The 17,007-nt window shown below is 71.6% G+C and carries 17 protein-coding genes and 1 pseudogene; 4 read left to right on the top strand and 14 right to left on the bottom strand.

Annotation, left to right across the window (positions count from 1 at the left end; all coding sequences use genetic code 11):
• Positions 1-47: 47 nt before the first annotated feature.
• The 13 genes from BJP60_RS10090 to BJP60_RS10030 form a co-directional block, all read right to left on the bottom strand.
• The gene (locus tag BJP60_RS10090) at positions 48-1,712 is read right to left on the bottom strand and encodes a catalase (RefSeq protein ID WP_203135637.1); all 1,665 of its coding nucleotides are present in this window, start codon (positions 1,710-1,712) and stop codon (positions 48-50) included.
• 151 nt (positions 1,713-1,863) lie between these two features.
• Positions 1,864-2,109 carry a carbon storage regulator CsrA gene (gene csrA / locus BJP60_RS10085; protein ID WP_203135636.1) on the bottom strand — a complete coding sequence of 82 codons (246 nt, stop codon included), beginning with the start codon at positions 2,107-2,109 and terminating at the stop codon, positions 1,864-1,866.
• 201 nt (positions 2,110-2,310) lie between these two features.
• Positions 2,311-4,368: a flagellar biosynthesis protein FlhA gene (locus BJP60_RS10080; protein WP_203135635.1), complete on the bottom strand. Its 2,058-nt coding sequence runs from the start codon at positions 4,366-4,368 to the stop codon at positions 2,311-2,313.
• Positions 4,365-5,471 carry an EscU/YscU/HrcU family type III secretion system export apparatus switch protein gene (locus tag BJP60_RS10075; RefSeq protein ID WP_203135634.1) on the bottom strand — a complete coding sequence of 369 codons (1,107 nt, stop codon included), beginning with the start codon at positions 5,469-5,471 and terminating at the stop codon, positions 4,365-4,367. The genes BJP60_RS10080 and BJP60_RS10075 overlap by 4 nt, the downstream gene beginning before the upstream one ends.
• A gap of 1 nt (position 5,472) precedes the next feature.
• Entirely contained in the window at positions 5,473-6,231 is a 759-nt protein-coding gene (locus tag BJP60_RS10070) for a flagellar biosynthetic protein FliR (RefSeq protein ID WP_203135633.1), read from the bottom strand.
• Position 6,232: 1 nt separating this feature from the next.
• Complete coding sequence (gene fliQ, locus BJP60_RS10065; RefSeq protein WP_203135632.1) at positions 6,233-6,508, bottom strand: flagellar biosynthesis protein FliQ; 276 nt, start codon at positions 6,506-6,508, stop codon at positions 6,233-6,235.
• The gene (fliP, locus tag BJP60_RS10060) at positions 6,505-7,398 is read right to left on the bottom strand and encodes a flagellar type III secretion system pore protein FliP (RefSeq protein ID WP_238439383.1); all 894 of its coding nucleotides are present in this window, start codon (positions 7,396-7,398) and stop codon (positions 6,505-6,507) included. Before fliP ends, fliQ begins: the two co-directional genes overlap by 4 nt.
• A gap of 13 nt (positions 7,399-7,411) precedes the next feature.
• Positions 7,412-7,873 carry a flagellar biosynthetic protein FliO gene (locus BJP60_RS10055; protein WP_203135631.1) on the bottom strand — a complete coding sequence of 154 codons (462 nt, stop codon included), beginning with the start codon at positions 7,871-7,873 and terminating at the stop codon, positions 7,412-7,414.
• 49 nt (positions 7,874-7,922) lie between these two features.
• Positions 7,923-8,582 carry a flagellar motor switch protein FliN gene (gene fliN / locus BJP60_RS10050; RefSeq protein ID WP_238439382.1) on the bottom strand — a complete coding sequence of 220 codons (660 nt, stop codon included), beginning with the start codon at positions 8,580-8,582 and terminating at the stop codon, positions 7,923-7,925.
• The gene (locus BJP60_RS10045; RefSeq protein ID WP_203135630.1) at positions 8,579-9,541 is read right to left on the bottom strand and encodes a flagellar motor switch protein FliM; all 963 of its coding nucleotides are present in this window, start codon (positions 9,539-9,541) and stop codon (positions 8,579-8,581) included. The genes fliN and BJP60_RS10045 overlap by 4 nt, the downstream gene beginning before the upstream one ends.
• 56 nt (positions 9,542-9,597) lie before the next feature.
• Positions 9,598-10,428 carry an OmpA/MotB family protein gene (locus tag BJP60_RS10040; protein ID WP_203135629.1) on the bottom strand — a complete coding sequence of 277 codons (831 nt, stop codon included), beginning with the start codon at positions 10,426-10,428 and terminating at the stop codon, positions 9,598-9,600.
• Positions 10,425-11,228 carry a motility protein A gene (locus tag BJP60_RS10035; RefSeq protein ID WP_203135628.1) on the bottom strand — a complete coding sequence of 268 codons (804 nt, stop codon included), beginning with the start codon at positions 11,226-11,228 and terminating at the stop codon, positions 10,425-10,427. Before BJP60_RS10035 ends, BJP60_RS10040 begins: the two co-directional genes overlap by 4 nt.
• The gene (locus tag BJP60_RS10030) at positions 11,228-11,458 is read right to left on the bottom strand and encodes a flagellar FlbD family protein (RefSeq protein ID WP_203135627.1); all 231 of its coding nucleotides are present in this window, start codon (positions 11,456-11,458) and stop codon (positions 11,228-11,230) included. The genes BJP60_RS10035 and BJP60_RS10030 overlap by 1 nt, the downstream gene beginning before the upstream one ends.
• Before the next feature lie 214 nt (positions 11,459-11,672).
• On the opposite strand from BJP60_RS10030, the gene BJP60_RS10025 reads away from it, so the two are divergent.
• From BJP60_RS10025 to BJP60_RS15290, 4 genes and pseudogenes are all read left to right on the top strand, one after another.
• Positions 11,673-12,428, top strand: a complete 756-nt coding sequence (locus BJP60_RS10025) for an alpha/beta fold hydrolase (protein WP_203135626.1) — start codon at positions 11,673-11,675, stop codon at positions 12,426-12,428.
• A gap of 58 nt (positions 12,429-12,486) precedes the next feature.
• On the top strand, positions 12,487-12,996 hold the full coding sequence (locus BJP60_RS10020) for a hypothetical protein (protein WP_203135625.1): 510 nt from the start codon (positions 12,487-12,489) through the stop codon (positions 12,994-12,996).
• A 112-nt stretch (positions 12,997-13,108) separates the two neighbouring features.
• Positions 13,109-13,999, top strand: a pseudogene (locus BJP60_RS15560) (DUF4062 domain-containing protein); the annotation flags it as partial.
• 497 nt (positions 14,000-14,496) lie between these two features.
• Complete coding sequence (locus BJP60_RS15290) at positions 14,497-15,732, top strand: hypothetical protein (protein ID WP_238439380.1); 1,236 nt, start codon at positions 14,497-14,499, stop codon at positions 15,730-15,732.
• Between the two features lie 102 nt (positions 15,733-15,834).
• Here the strand turns inward: BJP60_RS15290 and BJP60_RS10010 are convergent, their stop codons facing one another.
• Positions 15,835-16,995 carry a flagellar hook protein FlgE gene (locus tag BJP60_RS10010; RefSeq protein ID WP_203135624.1) on the bottom strand — a complete coding sequence of 387 codons (1,161 nt, stop codon included), beginning with the start codon at positions 16,993-16,995 and terminating at the stop codon, positions 15,835-15,837.
• Positions 16,996-17,007: the final 12 nt, after the last annotated feature.

Here is a 17,007-nt window from a genome sequence, read left to right as displayed (position 1 = left end):
TGCGAGGGGCCGCCGGCGAACCGGCGGCCCCTGCGGACAGAGCGACGTCAGCGCTCGACGACCACGTGCTCGTTGGGCACGACGTGCGTCATCTTCAAGCCCGTGACGTCGCGCGGGCCGTTGCTGCCGAGGTTCGCGAGGCGCTGCAGCTCCTCGTCGCTGAGCGTCTGGCTCTGCAGCGGCGGCAGGCCCTTGACGTCGTCCACGCCGATGCCGAGCCCCTCGCCCACGCGCAGACCGAGCTCGTCGTCGGCCATCAGGAAGTGCCACACCATGCGCTCCTGCACGGGCCGGGCCGCGTGACCGATCAGCGTGACGAAGTTGTGGACGAGGTCGTCCTTCTCCCACTGCTCCATCAGCTGGTAGCGCTGGCCGGCCTGCAGGTAGTCGTTCGTGCGCGGGATGCGCTTGCGCGTCAGGCGCCCCGTGATCTCCGGACCCTGCTCGTCATGGGTCGGGTACTGCGCCTCGCGCAGCCCGCCCGTGATCGACGGCTCGTAGTTGACGTGCGGGTTCTGCCCCTCGCCGAGGTCGACGCCGTAGGACATCTGGCCTCCACGCTGGTTGGTGGCCGCGCGGGCGTGCTTCGGGGAGTTGATCGGCAGCTGCAGGTAGTTCGGGCCGACGCGGTAGCGCTGCGTGTCCGAGTAGGAGAACGTGCGGCCGACGAGCATCTTGTCGTCCGAGAAGTCCAGGCCGTCGACCAGCACGCCGGTGCCGAACGCGATCTGCTCGTTCTCGTTGTGGTGATCCGACACGTTGCTCGTCAGCGTCATGGTGCCCACGAGCTTCGGCTCGAAGTCGTTCTCCGGCCAGACCTTGGTGTCATCCAGCGGATCCCAGTCGAGCTCGGGGTGCTCGTCGTCGCTCATCAGCTGGACGTACAGGTCCCACTGCGGGTGGTCGCCGCGCTCGATGTGCTCGTAGAGGTCCTTCGACGCGTGCCCGAGGTCGCCCGCCTGGATGTTGGCGGCGTCCGCCTCGGTCAGGCTCGCCACGCCCGCGCGCGGGATCCAGTGGTACTTCACGAGGTGCGTCTCGCCCTGCGCGTTCACCCACTTGTACGTGTTGACGCCGAAGCCCTGCATCGTGCGGTAGTTGGCGGGGATGCCGCGCGGGCTGAACAGGTTCACGAGCATGTGCATGGCCTCGGGCGTCTGCGACATGAAGTCGAAGATGCGGGCCGGCTCCTGGCGGAACGTGACGGGGTCGGGCTTGAGCGAGTGGATGACGTCGGGGAACTTGATCGCGTCGCGGATGAAGAACACCGCGAGGTTGTTGCCGACGAGGTCCCAGTTGCCGTCCTCGGTGTAGAACTTCACGGCGAAGCCGCGCGGATCGCGGGCGGCCTCCGACGAGTCGCGGCCGCCGATCACGGTGGAGAAGCGGATCGCCAGGTCGGTCTTCTTGCCGGCCTCCGAGAAGAGCTTCGCGCGCGTGTACTTCTCGATCGGCTCGTCGCCCCACGTGCCGGTCGCCTCGAAGTGCCCGAACGCGACCGCGCCGCGCGCGTGCACCACGCGCTCGGGGATGCGCTCGCGGTCGAAGTGGCTGATCTTCTCGAGGAAGTGGTAGTTCTCCAGCGTCGCGGGGCCGCGGGCCCCGACCGTGCGCTGGTTCTGGTTGTCGTAGATCGCGTGACCCTGGCGGTCGGTGAGGATCGGGCGACCCTCTTCGCTCGGCTCGGGTCCCTGGGATGCGACGTCGGTCATCGAACGCCCCTTTCGACGTGACTGTGCGTGAGATGGCTCGCCTCCGCAGGACGGGGCGATTCCACACTCGCGACGCTAGGGGCCGGGACGGGTCGTGTCGACGGGGTTGGCGGATCCGGCGCGCGACGGTACGGTCCGCGGCCGCCGATGCTCAGGTCGCGGGTTCGGTGCGGCCCGCGAGCGCGGCCCGCAGCGCCTGCTCGGCCTCGTCGCCGACGACCGCCGCCTGGGCGTTCTCGTCGCGGACGGCCTCGACGATCTCGGCGCGCTGGATGCGCGTGGTGCGCGGGGCGTCGATCCCGATGCGGATGCTGTCGCCCTTGATGTCGAGGATCGTCACCTCGACGTCGTCGCCGATCAGGATGCGCTCACCGATCCGCCTCGTCAACACCAGCATCACGCCAGACTATCGGCCGCCGAGCGCGGGCGGTGAGGCGGGGGAGCGCCGGCACGAAGCGAGGAGATCTGCACGGATGCGGACGCATCCTGCGCGGATGCTCCGTGACCGTGCAGATCTCCGTCGCTCGTGCAGGCCCGTCGCCGTGCGGGCCCCGGGCAGCAGCCGTGCAGGCGCCGTGCAGGCGTCGCGCGCGCCGTCTCAGGCGGACAGCGACGGGGTCGCGCGCGCGGCCTCGCCGTCCCGCACGACGCCGACAGTCTCGATGGCGAAACCGCCGGCGGTGGCCTCGTTGTACGACAGCACGGGGATGCCGTCGGTCTGCGCGGCGACCAGGCGCCGCACGGCGGGGCGCAGCGACGGCGCGCACACCAGGACGGGCTCGCCCAGCACCGGGTCGACGTCGTCCACCGCCTGCTTCAACGACTGGATCACGCCCTCGAGCCGCGCGGGGTCGAGCACGATGTGGGTGCCGTCCTCGCCCTGCCGCTGGCCCTCGAGCATCGCCTGCTCGAGCAGCGGGTTGATCATGATCACCCGCAGCGCGCCGTCCTGCGCGAAGCGCGCCGCGACGGCCGGGCCGAGCGCCGCGCGGGCCGCCTCGATGAGCCCCTCCGGATCGGTGGAGACCTTGGCGCGCAGCGCGAGCGCCTCGTAGATGCGGGCGAGGTCGTTGATCGGGATCCGCTCGGCGAGCAGGCCCGTCAGCACGCGCTGGATCTCGGCGAGCGAGAGCAGGGCGGGGGTGAGCTCCTCGACCGCGGCGGGGCTGACCTGCTTGAGCCCGTCGGTCAGCTGGCGCACGTCCTCCCGGCTGAGCAGGCGTGCGGCCCCGGTCTGCACGACGTTGGACAGGTGCGTGACGATCACGCTGGCGCGGTCGATCACGGTCGCGCCGGACAGCTCGGCGCTGTGGCGCATCTCCTGCGGGATCCACTTGCCCTCCAGGCCGAACACCGGATCGAGCACCGCGGGACCGGGCAGCCCGTCGAGGCCGCCTCCGAGCGCGAGCACCGCGCCGGGCGGGGCGACGCCGCGGCCGGCCTCCACACCCGCGATCCGGATCGCGTAGGTGGACGGCGGCAGCTCGATGTTGTCGCGCGTGCGGACGGGCGGCACGACGAATCCGAGCTCCAGCGCGATCTTGCGGCGCAGCGCCTTGACGCGCGCGAGCAGGTCGTCCGGTCCGCCCGTGACGAGGTCGACGAGGTTCGGCGCCAGCATGATCTCCAGCGCGTGCACGCGCATCTTCTCCATGAGCTCCTCGGGGCGATCCGACGCGGGAGCGGGCGGTGCCTGCAGCTGCTCGGCCTCGCGCCGCTGCTCGCCCACCTTGATCCGCTGCGCGATGAGCAGCAGCGCCGCGCCGATCGCGAGGAACGGCAGCATCGGCATGCCCGGGATGAGCGCCATCGCGATCGCGGCGCATCCGGAGATCGTGAGCGCGCCGCGCGACTGCGCGAGCTGCGTCGCCGCCTGCGTGCCCATCTCGTGCTCGGCGTTCGAGCGGGTCACGATCATGCCGGTCGAGACCGCCATCAGCAGCGCCGGGATCTGCGTCACGAGGCCGTCGCCCATCGTGAGGATCGCGTAGGTGTTCAGCGCCTCGTCGATCGCCATGCCGTGGTTGAGCATGCCGATGCAGATGCCGCCGATGATGTTGATGATGATGATCACCAGGCCCGCGATCGCGTCGCCCTTGACGAACTTCGACGCGCCGTCCATCGCGCCGTAGAAGTCGGCCTCCGCCGCGACCTCGGCCCGGCGCGAACGCGCCTCGGCGTCGGTGATCAGGCCCGCGTTGAGGTCGGCGTCGATCGCCATCTGCTTGCCGGGCATGGCGTCCAGCGTGAACCGCGCGCCGACCTCCGCCACGCGCTCGGCGCCCTTGGTGACCACGACGAACTGGATCACGACGAGGATCAGGAAGACGACCGCGCCGATGATGATCGAGCCGCCCACCGCGATCGTGCCGAACGCCTCGATCACCGCGCCGGCGTGCGCCTCGCCGAGGATGAGGCGCGTCGAGGCCACGTTGAGGCCCAGCCGGAACAGCGTCGCCACGAGCAGCAGCGACGGGAACGCCGAGAAGTCCAGCGGGCGCTTGGCGAACATGGTGGTCAGCAGGATCACCAGCGCGAACATGATGTTCAGGATGATCAGCAGGTCCAGCAGCGGCGGCGGCACGGGCACCACCAGCAGCAGGATGATGCCGACCACGCCGACGGGGACGGCGAGGTTCTTCAGCACTGTTCTCATGAGGTCCTCCCGGCGGGGGCGGGTCGTTCGGGCATGGAGTGCACACCGCGGGCGGAGCCGCGGCGCCGGAGCGCGTCGACGAACACGAGCACGCGGGCGACGGCGGTGTACAGGTCGGTCGGGATCTCCTGGCCCAGCTCGCACGCGGCGTGCAGGGCGCGGGCGAGGGGGATGTCGCGCACCATCGGCACGCCCTCCTCGGTCGCCTTCTCGCGGATGCGGTCGGCGATGACGCCGGCGCCCTTCGCGACGACCTTGGGCGCGGATCGGCCGGGCTCGTACGTGAGCGCGACCGCGACGTGCGTGGGGTTGACGAGCACGACGTCCGCGCCGCCGACGGCGGCGATCATCCGGTTGCGGCTCATCGCGAGCTGTCGCGCGCGGCGCTGCGAGCGGATCAGCGGATCGCCCTCGTTGCTCTTGGACTCGTCCTTGACCTCGCGCTTGGTCATGCGGGTGTGCTTGGCGTTGCGGCGCATCACGACGAACACGTCCGCGATGGCGAGGGCCACGCCCACCGCGACGGCGACCTGCAGCACGGCGGCGGTCGCGCCGGCCGCCTCGGAGAGCAGATGGCTGACCGACTGCCCGCCGCTGGCAGCGAGCGTGGGCATCAGGCTCGCGATCACAAGCCAGAGCGCACCGCCGATGGCGAGGGTCTTCAGCAGCGCCTTCACGCCCTCCCACAGCGCCTGCGTCCCGAACACGCGGCGCAGGCCCGTGACGAGATTGAACTGCTCGACGCGTCCGGTGAGCGGGCGGAGGTGGATGCCGCCCTGCGCGGCCGCGCCGAGCAGGGTCGCGATCATCACCGCGGCCAGGAGGGGGCCGAGCGTGGCGCCCATCGACTCCAGGCCGTCCGCGAGCACGGCGACGGCGCGCAGGGGGTCGGGGTCGTTCGCGATCGCGGTGATCGAGATGAGCTGCTCGGTGCCGGCGGAGGCCCCCGTGGAGATCGCGCTCGACATCATCGCTCCGGCGGCCGCGATGCCGACCCACGCGGTGAGGTCCTGGCTGCGGGTGAGGCGTCCCTTGCGACGCGCATCGCGCAGGCGCCGGTCGGTGGCCTTCTCTGTGCGCTCGCCGCTGTCGGACTCCGCCACGTCACCTCACCCCCTGCATGAGGCCGAGCGCGTCGCGCGCCAGTGCGCCGACGATCCCCGGCAGCGTGACGAACACGACGCCGGCGAGCACGAGCGTCAGCGCGATCTTCAGGGGGAAGCCGAGGGCGAAGGCGTTCAGCGCCGGCGCGACGCGCGTGACGAGACCGAGCCCCACGTCCGCAAGGAACAGCACGAGGACGAGCGGACCGGCGATCTGCACCGACGCCAGCAGCAGCTGGCCGACGACGTCGGTCATCAGCTCCGCGGGCCCCGCGATGTCGAACATGCCGTCGACCGGCACGGCGGTGAAGCTGCGCGCCAGGCCCGCGATGATCAGCTGGTAGCCGTCGGAGGCGAACAGCAGCACGACGGCCGTGAGCTGGAAGAGCCGGGTGAACTGGGCGCCGTTGACCATCGACTGCGGGTCGAAGGCCTGCGCGAGCTGGAAGCCGCCGAACACGTCGATGAGACTGCCGGCCGCTTGCACGGCCGAGAACACCGCCATGACCAGGAACCCGAGCAGGGCGCCGCACACCAGCTGCAGCACGAGCGCGCCCAGGAACGGCGCGGTGTCGAGCGGCTGATACCCCGGCGCGACGGAGGTGCCGATCGCGAGCGCCAGGCCGATCCCGAGCATCGCCTTGATGCGTGCGGGGATCGCCCCGTGCGAGAACGGGGGCGCGATCATCAGGAACACCGTGACGCGCACCGCCGCGAGCATGGTGGCCTCGAGCCAGGCGAAGTCGATCGGGATGTGCATGTCATCCGCCCGACAGCAGCACGGGGATCCGGGCGAACATGTCGTTCGTGAACGCGATGATCTCGGCGATCATCCAGTTGCCGCACACCAGCAGGGCGACGCCGACCGCGACGGCCTTCGGCACGAACGACAGCGTCACCTCCTGCACCTGCGTGATCGACTGCAGCAGCGAGATGGCGAAGCCCACGACGAGCGCCGTGATCAGCAGGGGAGCGGCCAGCTTGGCGGCGACGATCAGGCCCTGCATGCCGATGTCGAGGACCGCCTCGGGGGTCATCCGCCGCCCCCGTAGGACTCCAGCAGCGAGCGGATGATCAGGCCCCACCCGTCGACGAGGATGAACAGCAGGATCTTGAACGGCAGCGAGATCATGACGGGCGGCAGCATCATCATGCCCATCGCCATGAGCGCCGACGCGACGACGAGGTCGATGATGAGGAACGGCACGAACACGACGAAGCCGATGATGAACGCGGCCCGCAGCTCCGAGATCATGAACGCCGGGATGAGCGTGTACATCGGCACGCTTGCCGGATCGTCGGGGTTGGGCTGGTCGGACGCCCGCGTCATCAGCGCGAGGTCCTCCTCGCGCGTGTAGGCGAGCATCCACTCCCGCAGCGGCCCCTGTCCCAGATCGAACGCCTGCTGGAACGTGATCGCGCCGTCGACATACGGCTGCACCGCGACCGTGTTGATCTCGGTCAGCACGGGCCACATGATGAACAGCGACAGGAACAGCGACAGGCCGGCGAGCACCTGGTTCGGCGGGATCGACGGCAGCGAGAGCGCGTTGCGGGCCATCGCCAGCACCACGAAGATCTTCGTGAACGACGACATCATCAGCAGCAGCGCGGGGGCGACAGACAGCAGCGTGATGCCGAGCAGCGTGAGGATCGACCCCGAGGGCGACCCGTTGATGCCGTTGATCTCGACCGTCACCCCCTCGCCCTGCGTGGGCGTCGGCACGGGGGTGGGGGCGACGGGGTCGGTGGGCGGCACCGGCGCCGCGTGCGCCAGTGCCGGCGACAGCAGCATCAGCGTCACGCCCACCAGCGCCGCCACGGCGAGGACCACGGCGGCGCGCGCCGCGTGATCCTGCACGTTCCCCTCGCGAGGGCCGCGCGCGCGTGCGACGCGCGGCGGCGCGAGACGCGGGCGGCCCCTCATCGCGCGCGTCCTCTCACCGCACGCGGCGAAGCGCTCGGGCGGTCTGCCGCCAGGTGCCGGGGGAGAGGATCGACCCGTGGAGCGGATCGGCGGGCGCGGCCGCCGCACGGCGGTCGCGACGCAGCGGAGCGACGGGCTCCGGGGCGACGTCGCCGTCGCGGGGAGGGGCGTCGACGGGAGCGGCGTCGGCGGCGGCGGCCGCGAGCAGCCTCTCGAAGCCGCCCACGACGTCGCTGCGTTCGGTGCGCGGCGCGCCCGCGTCGATGCGATGCGGCGAACGGACGCGATCGACCACCGAGACGCCCTGCTCGCTGACGCCGAGCACGTAGCGGGTGCCCTCGACCTCCACCACGACCAGCTGCGCCTTGCCGCCGAGGGCCTGCCGGGACACCACGGTGATGCCCTCGTCCCGGCGGCGTCGCGCGGCGCCGCCGCGCGTCAGCCGGCGCTGCAGGTACCAGAGCGCGCCGAGCACCGCCGCGAGCGAGACCGCGACGCGCAGGGCGAGCAGCAGATCGTCCAGCTCAGACCTCGGCGTTCTCGAGGATGCGGGTGATCCGCACCGCGTAGTCCTGGTCGACGACGACGATCTCGCCGTGGGCGATGAGGCGCCCGTTGAGCTTGATGTCGGCGGGCGCTCCGGCCGATCGGTCGAGCTCGACGATCCGGCCGGGCGTGAGGTCGAGCACGTCGCGCACCGCCATGCGGGTGCGTCCGATCTCGACCGTGAGGTCCATCTCGACCCCCGCGATCCGCTGCAGACGACGGGAGGACAGGTGTCCGGTATCCGCCGCCGTGCGGGTGACGCGCACGGCGAGGCGTCCGACGGTGCGGCCGGCCTCGTCCTGCAGGTCGAAGATCTGCGCCTGCGGGTGCGAGAACAGCGCGGAGGCGTCGCCGATGCTCGCGTCCCCCAGCACGCCGGGGCCGAGCGTGGCGGCGGCCGCGTCGATCGCGTCGTGCAGGCGGTCCACGAGCGATGCATCGGGTACGCCGTCGACGAGGGCGGTGGGGTCGAGGACCAGCGCCGCGAGCTCCGCGCTCGTCTCCCCGACGTACGTGGCGATCACGGCGTCGCCCGTGTCGCCGGACGCGTGCGAGGCGCGGGCGCTGATCTCGGCGGTCGTCGGCATCCGCGACGCGAACGCGGCGGCGACGGCGGACTCGTGTGCGGTGGGGGTCACCTGAGCTCCTCGGGGATGGGATCCGCGGCGTCGGCTTCTGCGGCGCCGGACGCGCTGATGGACGTGATGACGCAGGCCAGGCGCGCGCCGCTCGTGCCGACCGCGGCCGTCGCGACCGGCACGTCGCCGCTCACGAGCTCGAGCGGGCGGTCGTGCGCGTGCGGGAACCGCAGCACGTCGCCGACCGACAGCCCGAGGACGTCGGTGGGGCGCACGGCGCGCGGCGCCAGCCGAAGGGCGAGCTCCAGCGGCGTGTCCTCCACCTGACGGCGGATGAGGGCCGGAGCGTTGTCGATCGGGGCGGCCGGGGTGGCGCTGCTGAGCCGCTCGAGCACCGGCGCGGCGGGAAGCATGACGCTCGCCGGCACGACGCGCTCCCCGAAGCGCATGGAGAACCGTGCGACGATCACGAGGTCGCCGGCCGAGGCGAGCTGCGCGAACGCCGGGCTGTACTGGATGCCCGAGACCATCAGGCCGCGGGGCAGCAGACCGCCCAGCGCGTGCGAGAGGTTCTCGAGCGCGTCCGTCATGAGGTACCGGATCAGCGCCTGCTCGATGGGCGTGAGCGCGCGCTCCTCGGTGATGTCGACGGGACGTCCGCCGACGAGTTGCACGATCCACGACAGCGCCGCCGACAGGGGGAACTGCACGATGCTGCTCGCGTCGCCGCTCGAATCGGACCCGGCGGGGGCGCACACCACGATCGCGGTGGTCGGCGGCAGCGAGTCGGCGTACTCGGCGTAGGTCAGCATCGACACCTGCTCGAGCCCGACGTGCGCGCGGACGCGGATCTTGTCGGTCAGCTGCGTCGCCCACTGCCGCGCGAACGTCTCGAAGGACAGCTCGAGCGTCCGGGCGTGCTCGCGGGCGAGCGTCGCGGCGCGACCGAAGTCGTACACCTCGACGACGGGTGCGTCCCGCGTCGCCACGGCGACGTCCGCGTGCTCCTCGATCACCACGAACCCGACTATCGGGCGGGGGAGGGCGCGCGTAAGGCGACCGGCAAAGGGGCCGGTCAGGAGTGCGTGTCGTCGGTCACGAGATCCGGGATGAGGGCGCGCACCTCCTCCTCGGCGTCGGAGAGCACGACGATGTCGACGCGGCGGTTGCGGGCGAGCGCCGCGTCGTCGTCGCCCTCGGCGATCGGGCGCATCGCACCGAAGCCGACGGCCTGCACGTGGTCGCCGCGCAGGCGGTTGACCTCGACGAGATGGCGCAGCACCTGCGTCGCGCGCCCGGACGAGAGCTCCCAGTTGGTGGGGAACGGCGCGGCCGGATCGCGGCGATCCGCGTGTCCCTCGACCGAGATCTCGTTGGGGACCTTCTCGAGCACGGGGCCCATCGCGTCGAGCACGGAGACCGCCTTGGCGCTGAGGTCGGTGCTGTTCGTGGCGAAGAAGGTCTCCGCGCCGATCAGGCCGACCGTGAGTCCGCGGTCGTCGATCGTGAACTCGGCCGTGCCGGTGAGCCCCTTGGCGTCGAGCGCGCCCTCGAGCTGCGCGCGCAGGTCCTCGAGATCGTCCAGTTCGGCCTGCGCCGCGAGCAGATCCGCGTCGACGTTCGCGGCGTGACCGACGTCCTCCGCGCGCAGCTCGGGCGGCAGCACGAGGCCGGAGAAGTCGACGTCGTCGCTGGGCTCCTGCCCGAAGCCGGTGGCGAGCGAATCGCGCAGCGCATCGAACTTCTGCTGATCGACGCTCGACATCGCGAACAGCACGATGAACAGGCACATCAGCACCGTCACCATGTCGAGATAGGACGCCATCCAGCGCTCGTCCGGGCCGTCGTGGCCCCCGGAGGAGTGGTCGGCGGCGCCGCGTCGGCGGCCTGCGCGGCGCGTGCTCATGCGTCCGCGGTCTCCGGCACCGGAGCGCTCTCGCGCTTGTCCGCACGCTTGACGGGCTTGTCGGCGACGAGGGCCTGCAGGCGCTCGCCCACGTGATGCGGCGGGCTGCCGGCCTGCACGGCGAGCATGCCCTCCATGACGAGCGTCATGCGCTCGAGCTCCAGCTCTCCGAGGCGCTGCAGCCGGTTGCCGATCGGCAGCCACATGAAGTTGGCCGAGAGCAGGCCCCAGAGTGTCGCGACGAACGCGGCCGCGATCATCGGCCCCAGCGTGTCGGGGGTGTCGAGCTTCTCGAGCACGTGGGTCAGCGACACGACGGTGCCGATGATGCCGACGGTGGGGGCGTAGCCGCCGAGCGTGGCGAAGAAGCGCGACGCCGTGCGGTTGCGCGCCGCCGTCGAGGCGATCTCGTCCTCGAGCACGATGCGCAGCTCCTCCGCGTCCGTGCCGTCGGCGATGCTCTGCAGCGCCTGCCGCACGAACGGGTCGTCGGCGTCGGGCACGAGCTGCTCGAGCGAGAGCAGGCCCTCGGCGCGCGCCTTCTCGGCGTACTCCACGACCTGATCGATCATCGCGGCGGCGGTGCGACGGTCGCCGCGGATCGCCCGCGGCAGCGCCTTGAACGACACCAGCGCGTCGCGCATGGTCGCGCTGGCGATGCCGACCGCGATCGTGCCGCCGAAGACGAGGATCATCGGCGCCGGCAGGAACAGCCCGGCGAGGCTCGCGTGCTCGAGCGTGATCATCGCGTACAGCGAGCCGAACGCGAGCACCACTCCGATGAGGAATGCGGGATCCATCAGGCGATCACCCCCGCGACGTCCCCGGAGCGACGTGCGTCGGCAGCCGACGCGAGCACGCGGGCGCGGAAGTCGGCGATCCGGTCGATGACGTCGTCCATGGTCTCGAGGACGATGAAGGTGGCCCCGTCCACCATGATCAGCGTGGTGTCGGGCGAAGCGTGAATCCGTTCGATGAGGTCCGGATTCACCGCGAACCGAGTGCGGTTCAGGCGCGTGACGACGATCATGGCTCCATCCTGGAATTGCCGGTGGCGCTTCTTGCGGCGCGCCGGGCCGGTGTGCGATCCGTGCGGATCGCTGTTGCCGCGCCCCGTCCTGGGTCGCGGATGCGACGGCCCGTCCTGGGCTGTCAGAGGTGACTGTCGGCCAGGCGGCCGGAGCGGTTAGGCGGGCGCCGCACGACGCGTTTGCTGCGACCGGCTTCTGCGAAGCTGTGAACCGATGTTCTATGCCCGCTTCGGCCCCGACCGCGACGATGCCCCGACCGTTCTCCTGCTGCACGGGGGCGGGGTAGCCGGGTGGATGTGGGAGTCGCTGCGCGACCACCTGCGCAACCAGTATCGGGTCCTCGTCGTGGATCTGCCGGGTCACGGTCGTTCGGTCGATCAGCCGTACCTGTCGCACGGCGAGACCATCCGAGCGATCGCCGCGCTGTTGCGCACCGAGGCGAAAGGGCGGCCCGCGACGGTCGTGGGGTTCTCGCTTGGCGCGCAGCTCGCCATCCTTCTCGCCTCCGAGCACCCCGCACTGGTCGGCGGCGTGGTCGTGGTCAGTGCGCAGGCGAATGCGGCACCCCTCACGCCGGCGACTCTCGCTCTGCTGCGCATCGCTGCGCCGCTGGCTCGTCAGAGGTGGTTCGCGAAGCTGCAGGCCCGGGAGCTCTTCATTCCGCCACGGCTGCTGGAGGCGTACATCGACACGAGTGCCGCCATGACGAGGGAGAGCCTGCTCGCCGCTGTGGCAGCCAACATGCGGTTCCGCATCCCCTCCGGATGGTCCGCGTTCACGGGTCGCAGCGTGGTCATGGTGGGAGAGCGGGAGCGCCCTCTGATGCGGGACTCCGCGGCCGCCATCCACGCGGCGCTTCCGACGAGCACGCTCACCGTGGTCGACGGCTGCGGTCACGGCATCCCGCTTCAGCGTCCCGAGTGGTTCAGCCGGTTTGTCACGGACTGGCTCGCTTCGGCATCGCCCTGAGCGGCGCGCGCCGTCCGGTGCGCGATGATGAGGCGAACACGACGTCGAAGAGGGCCCCGTGCCGCGCAGTCAGGCTCAGTCGACCGTCGCCGGGGTCGCCGCACTTCCCGGGGCGGCCTTGGTGCAGAGGATCCGCCGCGTCGCGATCCTGTCGGTGATCGGCGCGCTGATCTATGCGGCTCTCATGCGCGGCAGCAAGGGCTACTGCGCGGGCGGGACGGACCCCGCCGGAGGGTTCCTCGATGCGGCAGGCCGGCCGGTCGACGAGGCGCCGCCGTGCGTCCAGTTGACGCTCGGTCCGAGCCCGCTGGTCTTCCTCGGCATCGCCCTGATCGTCCTGCTCGCTCTCGGCCGAGTGCTCAGAGCCGCAGACGAAGCGGCCGCACTGCGTGTCCTCGATCGCGCGGCGATCGCGGTGTGCGCGCTCATCGTGATCGCGATCGTGGTGTCGAACGTGTGGTTCCAGCTGATCCCGCTCGAGGACCTCATGACGGGTTCGTTCTCCTTCTTCAGCCCGTTCCCGTTCGGATCGATCGACGTGGCGCACACGTCGATGCCCCGGCCCTGACCGACTCCACGCCGTCGCGACGCGCCGGGCGCCCGGCCCGCCGCATCCGTCGCGAACGCCTCGCGCGAGCAAAGTCCTGGCGCGCAGCGCCCCGCGGGGCCAAGATGTCGGCATGACCGGCGCGCACCGGCCTGTGATCCGCACTCCCGATCAGCGGATCCGGGTGTTCGTGAGCTCGACCCTGCGCGAGCTCGCCGAAGAGCGCCGCGCCGTTCGGGCCGCGATCGAGCGCATGCGGCTCGCGCCCGTGATGTTCGAGCTCGGCGCGCGGCCGCATCCGCCCCGCGCGCTCTACCGCTCGTACCTCGCGCAGAGCGACGTGTTCGTCGGCATCTACGGCGACAGCTACGGCTGGGTCGCGCCCGACGAGGAGGTCTCGGGCCTGGAGGACGAGTACGCGCTCGCACCGCGGGACATGCCGAAGCTCATCTACGTGCGCGCCTCGGAGCACCGGGAGCCGCGGCTCGCGGACCTCATCGCGCGCATCCGCTCGGACGACACCGCGGCCTACCTGCCGTTCGCGACGGCGTCGGAGCTCGAGGAGCTCGTGTCAAACGACCTCGCGACGCTGCTCGCCGAGCGCTTCGACGAGTCGCGGCTGCAGAGCGAGGGCGGGCCGGAGGAGATCCCGCCGACCCCCGAGTCGCGCATTCCCGTGCCCCCGACGAGCACGATCGGCCGCGACCACGAGATCGCCGATGTGCGGTCGCTCTTCGAGCGCGGCACGAAGCTCGTGAGCCTGGTCGGCCCGGGCGGCATCGGCAAGAGCAGGCTCGCGATCGAGGTCGCGCGGGAGACCGCGGATCTGTTCCCGGACGGACGGTACTTCCTTCCGCTCGAGGGGGTGTTCGAGCCGGGACTGCTGCTGCCGACGGTCGCATACGTGCTCGGCATCCGCGACACCGGCGAGGCGGCGCTCGAGGAGCGCATCGCGCGAGCGCTCGCGGGCCGGCGCGTGCTGCTCGTTCTCGACAACTTCGAGCAGATCGTGGAGGCGGCACCGCTGCTCGTGCGGCTGTTCGACGTCGCGCCGTCGGTGTCGCTGCTCGTCACGAGCCGCACGGTGCTGCGGATCCGAGGGGAGCGCGTCTTCGAGGTGAAGGCGCTCGGCGTGCCGGACGCCGTCGCCCACGCCAGCGTCGAGCGGGTGCGCCGCTCCTCCGCCGGCGCCCTCTTCGTCGACCGGGCGCAAGCCGTGAAGCCCGACTTCGAGCTCACGGCCGAGAACGCGCCCGCGGTCGCCGACATCTGCCGACGACTCGAGGGGCTGCCGCTCGCGATCGAGCTCGCCGCCGCGAAGGTGCGGCTGCTCACCCCGGTCGGCATCGCGCAGCGGCTCGAGGAGAGCCTGCCGCTCCTCACCGCGGCCGCCCGGGACCTGCCCGACCGCCACCGCACGATGCGCGCGACGATCGACTGGAGCGTGAGCCTGCTGCCCCCGAGCAGCGCGCGCAGCTCGAGGACCTCGGCGTCTTCGCCCGCCAGTTCACGCTCGAGGCGGTGGAGGCGCTCGGTGCCGGCCGCGCGTGGGAGGGGCAGGCGATCGACGGCATCGCCGGCCTCATCGACGCCTCGCTCGTGCGCCAGACGTCGGTCGGCGGCCGGTCGGTGCTGTCGCTGCTCGCCGTCGTGCGGGAGTACGCGCTCGGCCGGCTCAAGGAGCACGGCGAGGCGGGGCGGATGCGTGCGGCACACGCCGACTACTACAGCGACCTCGTCGCCGCGATCGCGCCGGGGCTCCGCGGCGCCGGACAGAGCGAGGCCGTCGTGCAGCTCGGCCTCGAGCTGCCGAATCTGCGCGCCGCCGTGCGCCACCTCGTGTACATCGACCGGCTCGACGACGCGGGGGACTTCGCGTGGCGCCTGCTCGTCTACTGGTGGATCGCCGGATTCTTCGGCGAGGTGCGGGTCTGGATGCTCGAGCTGCTCGGCAAGGACCAGCCGATCACGCCCCACACGCGCGCGGTCGCGTGGTTCTTCGCGCTGTGGAGCGAGATGTGGCAGCACCCGACGGAGGAGGTCGTGGCGGGACTCGGCGAGTGCGTGCGGCTGTTCACCGAGAGCGGCGACGGCGACGCGGCCGCGATGGCGACCGCGGCGCGCGCGACCGCGCGGCTGCAGCTGCCGCTGCCCGACCTCGACGCCGCCGAGCGGGAGCTCGCGGATGCGGTGCAGCAGCTGCGGAAGCTCGGCAACGCGTGGGCGGAGGCGATCACGGAGGTCTCACGCGGCCGGCTCGCGTGGCTGCGCGGCCTCACGGACGACGCGCAGTCGTGCTTCGACCGGGCGACGGAGGTCGCCGAGTCGGTCGGCGACCAGTTCACCGTCTCGGTCGCGGGCAACCACCAGGCGAGGCTGCAGCTCGTGCGGGGAGACATCGACACCGCGGAGGCGGGCTGCGTGCGCACCCTGCTCGTCTCGGTGCGACTGCACTTCGAGGAGGGGATCGCGTACGGGCTCGAGGGGCTCTGCGCGGTCGCGGCGGCACGCGGCGACGCGGAGCGGGCGGGGATGCTCTCGGCCATCGCCCACGCGATCCGGCAGCGCATCGGCGTGTTCGACGCAGAGGCGTTCACCGTGCACATGCCCCAGCTCGACGCCATCCGCTCGGCGCAGCCGGACGCGGTCGCCGCGGGCGAGCGGCGGGGCGCGGAGCTGACGGTGCCGGAGGCGATCGCCCTCGCGCTCCCGGAGCACGAGCGCGAGCAGCTGGCGCCGGAGCTCGCCCGCTGGTGAGCGCGGCGGCATCCGCACGCCCGCTCGGCAGGCGAGCGCCGACGAGAAGGCGTGCGCGTCCGCACGCATCGAATGGTCGTGCGGTCGAGAGCCCCCGTCCTATCAGCGCTTGAGGTTCGTGAGCTCCTGCAGCACCTCGTCGCTGGTGGTGATGATGCGCGCGTTCGCCTGGAAGCCGCGCTGGGCGACGATGAGGTTGGTGAACTCCTGCGAGAGGTCGACGTTCGACATCTCCAGGGCGCCGCTGATGAGCGATCCCATCCCGTCGACGCCGGCCTCGCCGATCGCCGGCTGACCCGAGTTGACCGTGGGGCGGTACTGCGACGATCCGGTCTTCTCGAGGCCCTCGGGGTTGATGAACGTCGCGAGGGCGACGCGCGCGAGCACCTGGGTCTGGCCGTTGCTGAAGGTGCCGACGAGGCTGCCGTCCTCCGACAGGGCGTACGACTGCAGGGTGCCGGCCGGGCGGCCGTTCTGACCGCTGACCGTGACGGTCGACAGCTCGGCGAAGCCCGTCAGCGCCGTCATGTCGATCGTGATCGGGCCGGCCGTGAGCGTGCCGCCGCCCGTGAGCGCGCCGTCCGCGAACGTCAGGTTGGAGGTGGCGCCGCCGTCGGTGGCGACCGTCCATCCGCCGGCCGTGCGGGTGAAGGTGAGCGAGAGGGTGTCGGGCGTGCCCTCGTCGTCGTAGACCGTGACGTCGCGCACGAGCTCGGAGCCGACCGCGGCGTTCGAGGGCAGGTTGCCCGTGACGCGCGCGGTCGTCGTGGCAGCGGCGGGCGACACCGCGCCGACCGGGAGGGTGATGTTGCCGGTGGCGGCGCCCGGAGTGATCGCGCCGTTCTGCGCGGTCCATCCCTGCACGAACGCGCCGTCCGAGGTGACCATGCGGCCCTGCGCGTCGAACTTGAACGCGCCGTTGCGCGTGTAGGCGGTCTCGGCGCCGGAGCTGACGACGAAGAACCCGTCGCCCGCGATCATCAGGTGCGTCGGCACCCCGGTCGACTGCGAGGCGCCCTGGGCGAAGTTGGTCGAGACGCTGGCGACCTGCACGCCGAGCCCTACCTGGGCGGGGTTGCTGCCGCCGGTCTCGTCCTGCGGGAGGGTCGAGTTGCGCACGAGCTGCGAGAGCGTGTCCTGGAACTCGACGGACGAGCCCTTGAACGCGGTGGTGTTGACGTTGGCGATGTTGTTGCCGGTGACGTCGAGCATCGTCTGGTGCGAGCGGAGACCCGAGATGCCGGAGTAGAGGGCGCGGAGCATGCTGGCTTCTTT

Source organism: Microbacterium sp. JZ31, from assembly GCF_016805985.1.
Lineage (GTDB): Bacteria > Actinomycetota > Actinomycetes > Actinomycetales > Microbacteriaceae > Microbacterium.
This window is presented reverse-complemented; position numbering and strand designations above follow the sequence as displayed.

Excerpts from the sequence above, each read along its gene's own strand:
- BJP60_RS10090 (WP_203135637.1), bottom strand. The coding sequence starts at position 1,712 with ATGACCGACGTCGCATCCCAGGGACCCGAGCCGAGCGAAGAGGGTCGC.
- csrA (WP_203135636.1), bottom strand. The coding sequence starts at position 2,109 with ATGCTGGTGTTGACGAGGCGGATCGGTGAGCGCATCCTGATCGGCGAC.
- BJP60_RS10080 (WP_203135635.1), bottom strand. The coding sequence starts at position 4,368 with ATGAGAACAGTGCTGAAGAACCTCGCCGTCCCCGTCGGCGTGGTCGGC.
- BJP60_RS10070 (WP_203135633.1), bottom strand. The coding sequence starts at position 6,231 with ATGCACATCCCGATCGACTTCGCCTGGCTCGAGGCCACCATGCTCGCG.
- fliQ (WP_203135632.1), bottom strand. The coding sequence starts at position 6,508 with ATGACCCCCGAGGCGGTCCTCGACATCGGCATGCAGGGCCTGATCGTC.
- fliP (WP_238439383.1), bottom strand. The coding sequence starts at position 7,398 with ATGAGGGGCCGCCCGCGTCTCGCGCCGCCGCGCGTCGCACGCGCGCGC.
- BJP60_RS10040 (WP_203135629.1), bottom strand. The coding sequence starts at position 10,428 with ATGAGCACGCGCCGCGCAGGCCGCCGACGCGGCGCCGCCGACCACTCC.
- BJP60_RS10035 (WP_203135628.1), bottom strand. The coding sequence starts at position 11,228 with ATGGATCCCGCATTCCTCATCGGAGTGGTGCTCGCGTTCGGCTCGCTG.
- BJP60_RS10030 (WP_203135627.1), bottom strand. The coding sequence starts at position 11,458 with ATGATCGTCGTCACGCGCCTGAACCGCACTCGGTTCGCGGTGAATCCG.
- BJP60_RS10025 (WP_203135626.1), top strand. The coding sequence starts at position 11,673 with ATGTTCTATGCCCGCTTCGGCCCCGACCGCGACGATGCCCCGACCGTT.
- BJP60_RS10010 (WP_203135624.1), bottom strand. The coding sequence starts at position 16,995 with ATGCTCCGCGCCCTCTACTCCGGCATCTCGGGTCTCCGCTCGCACCAG.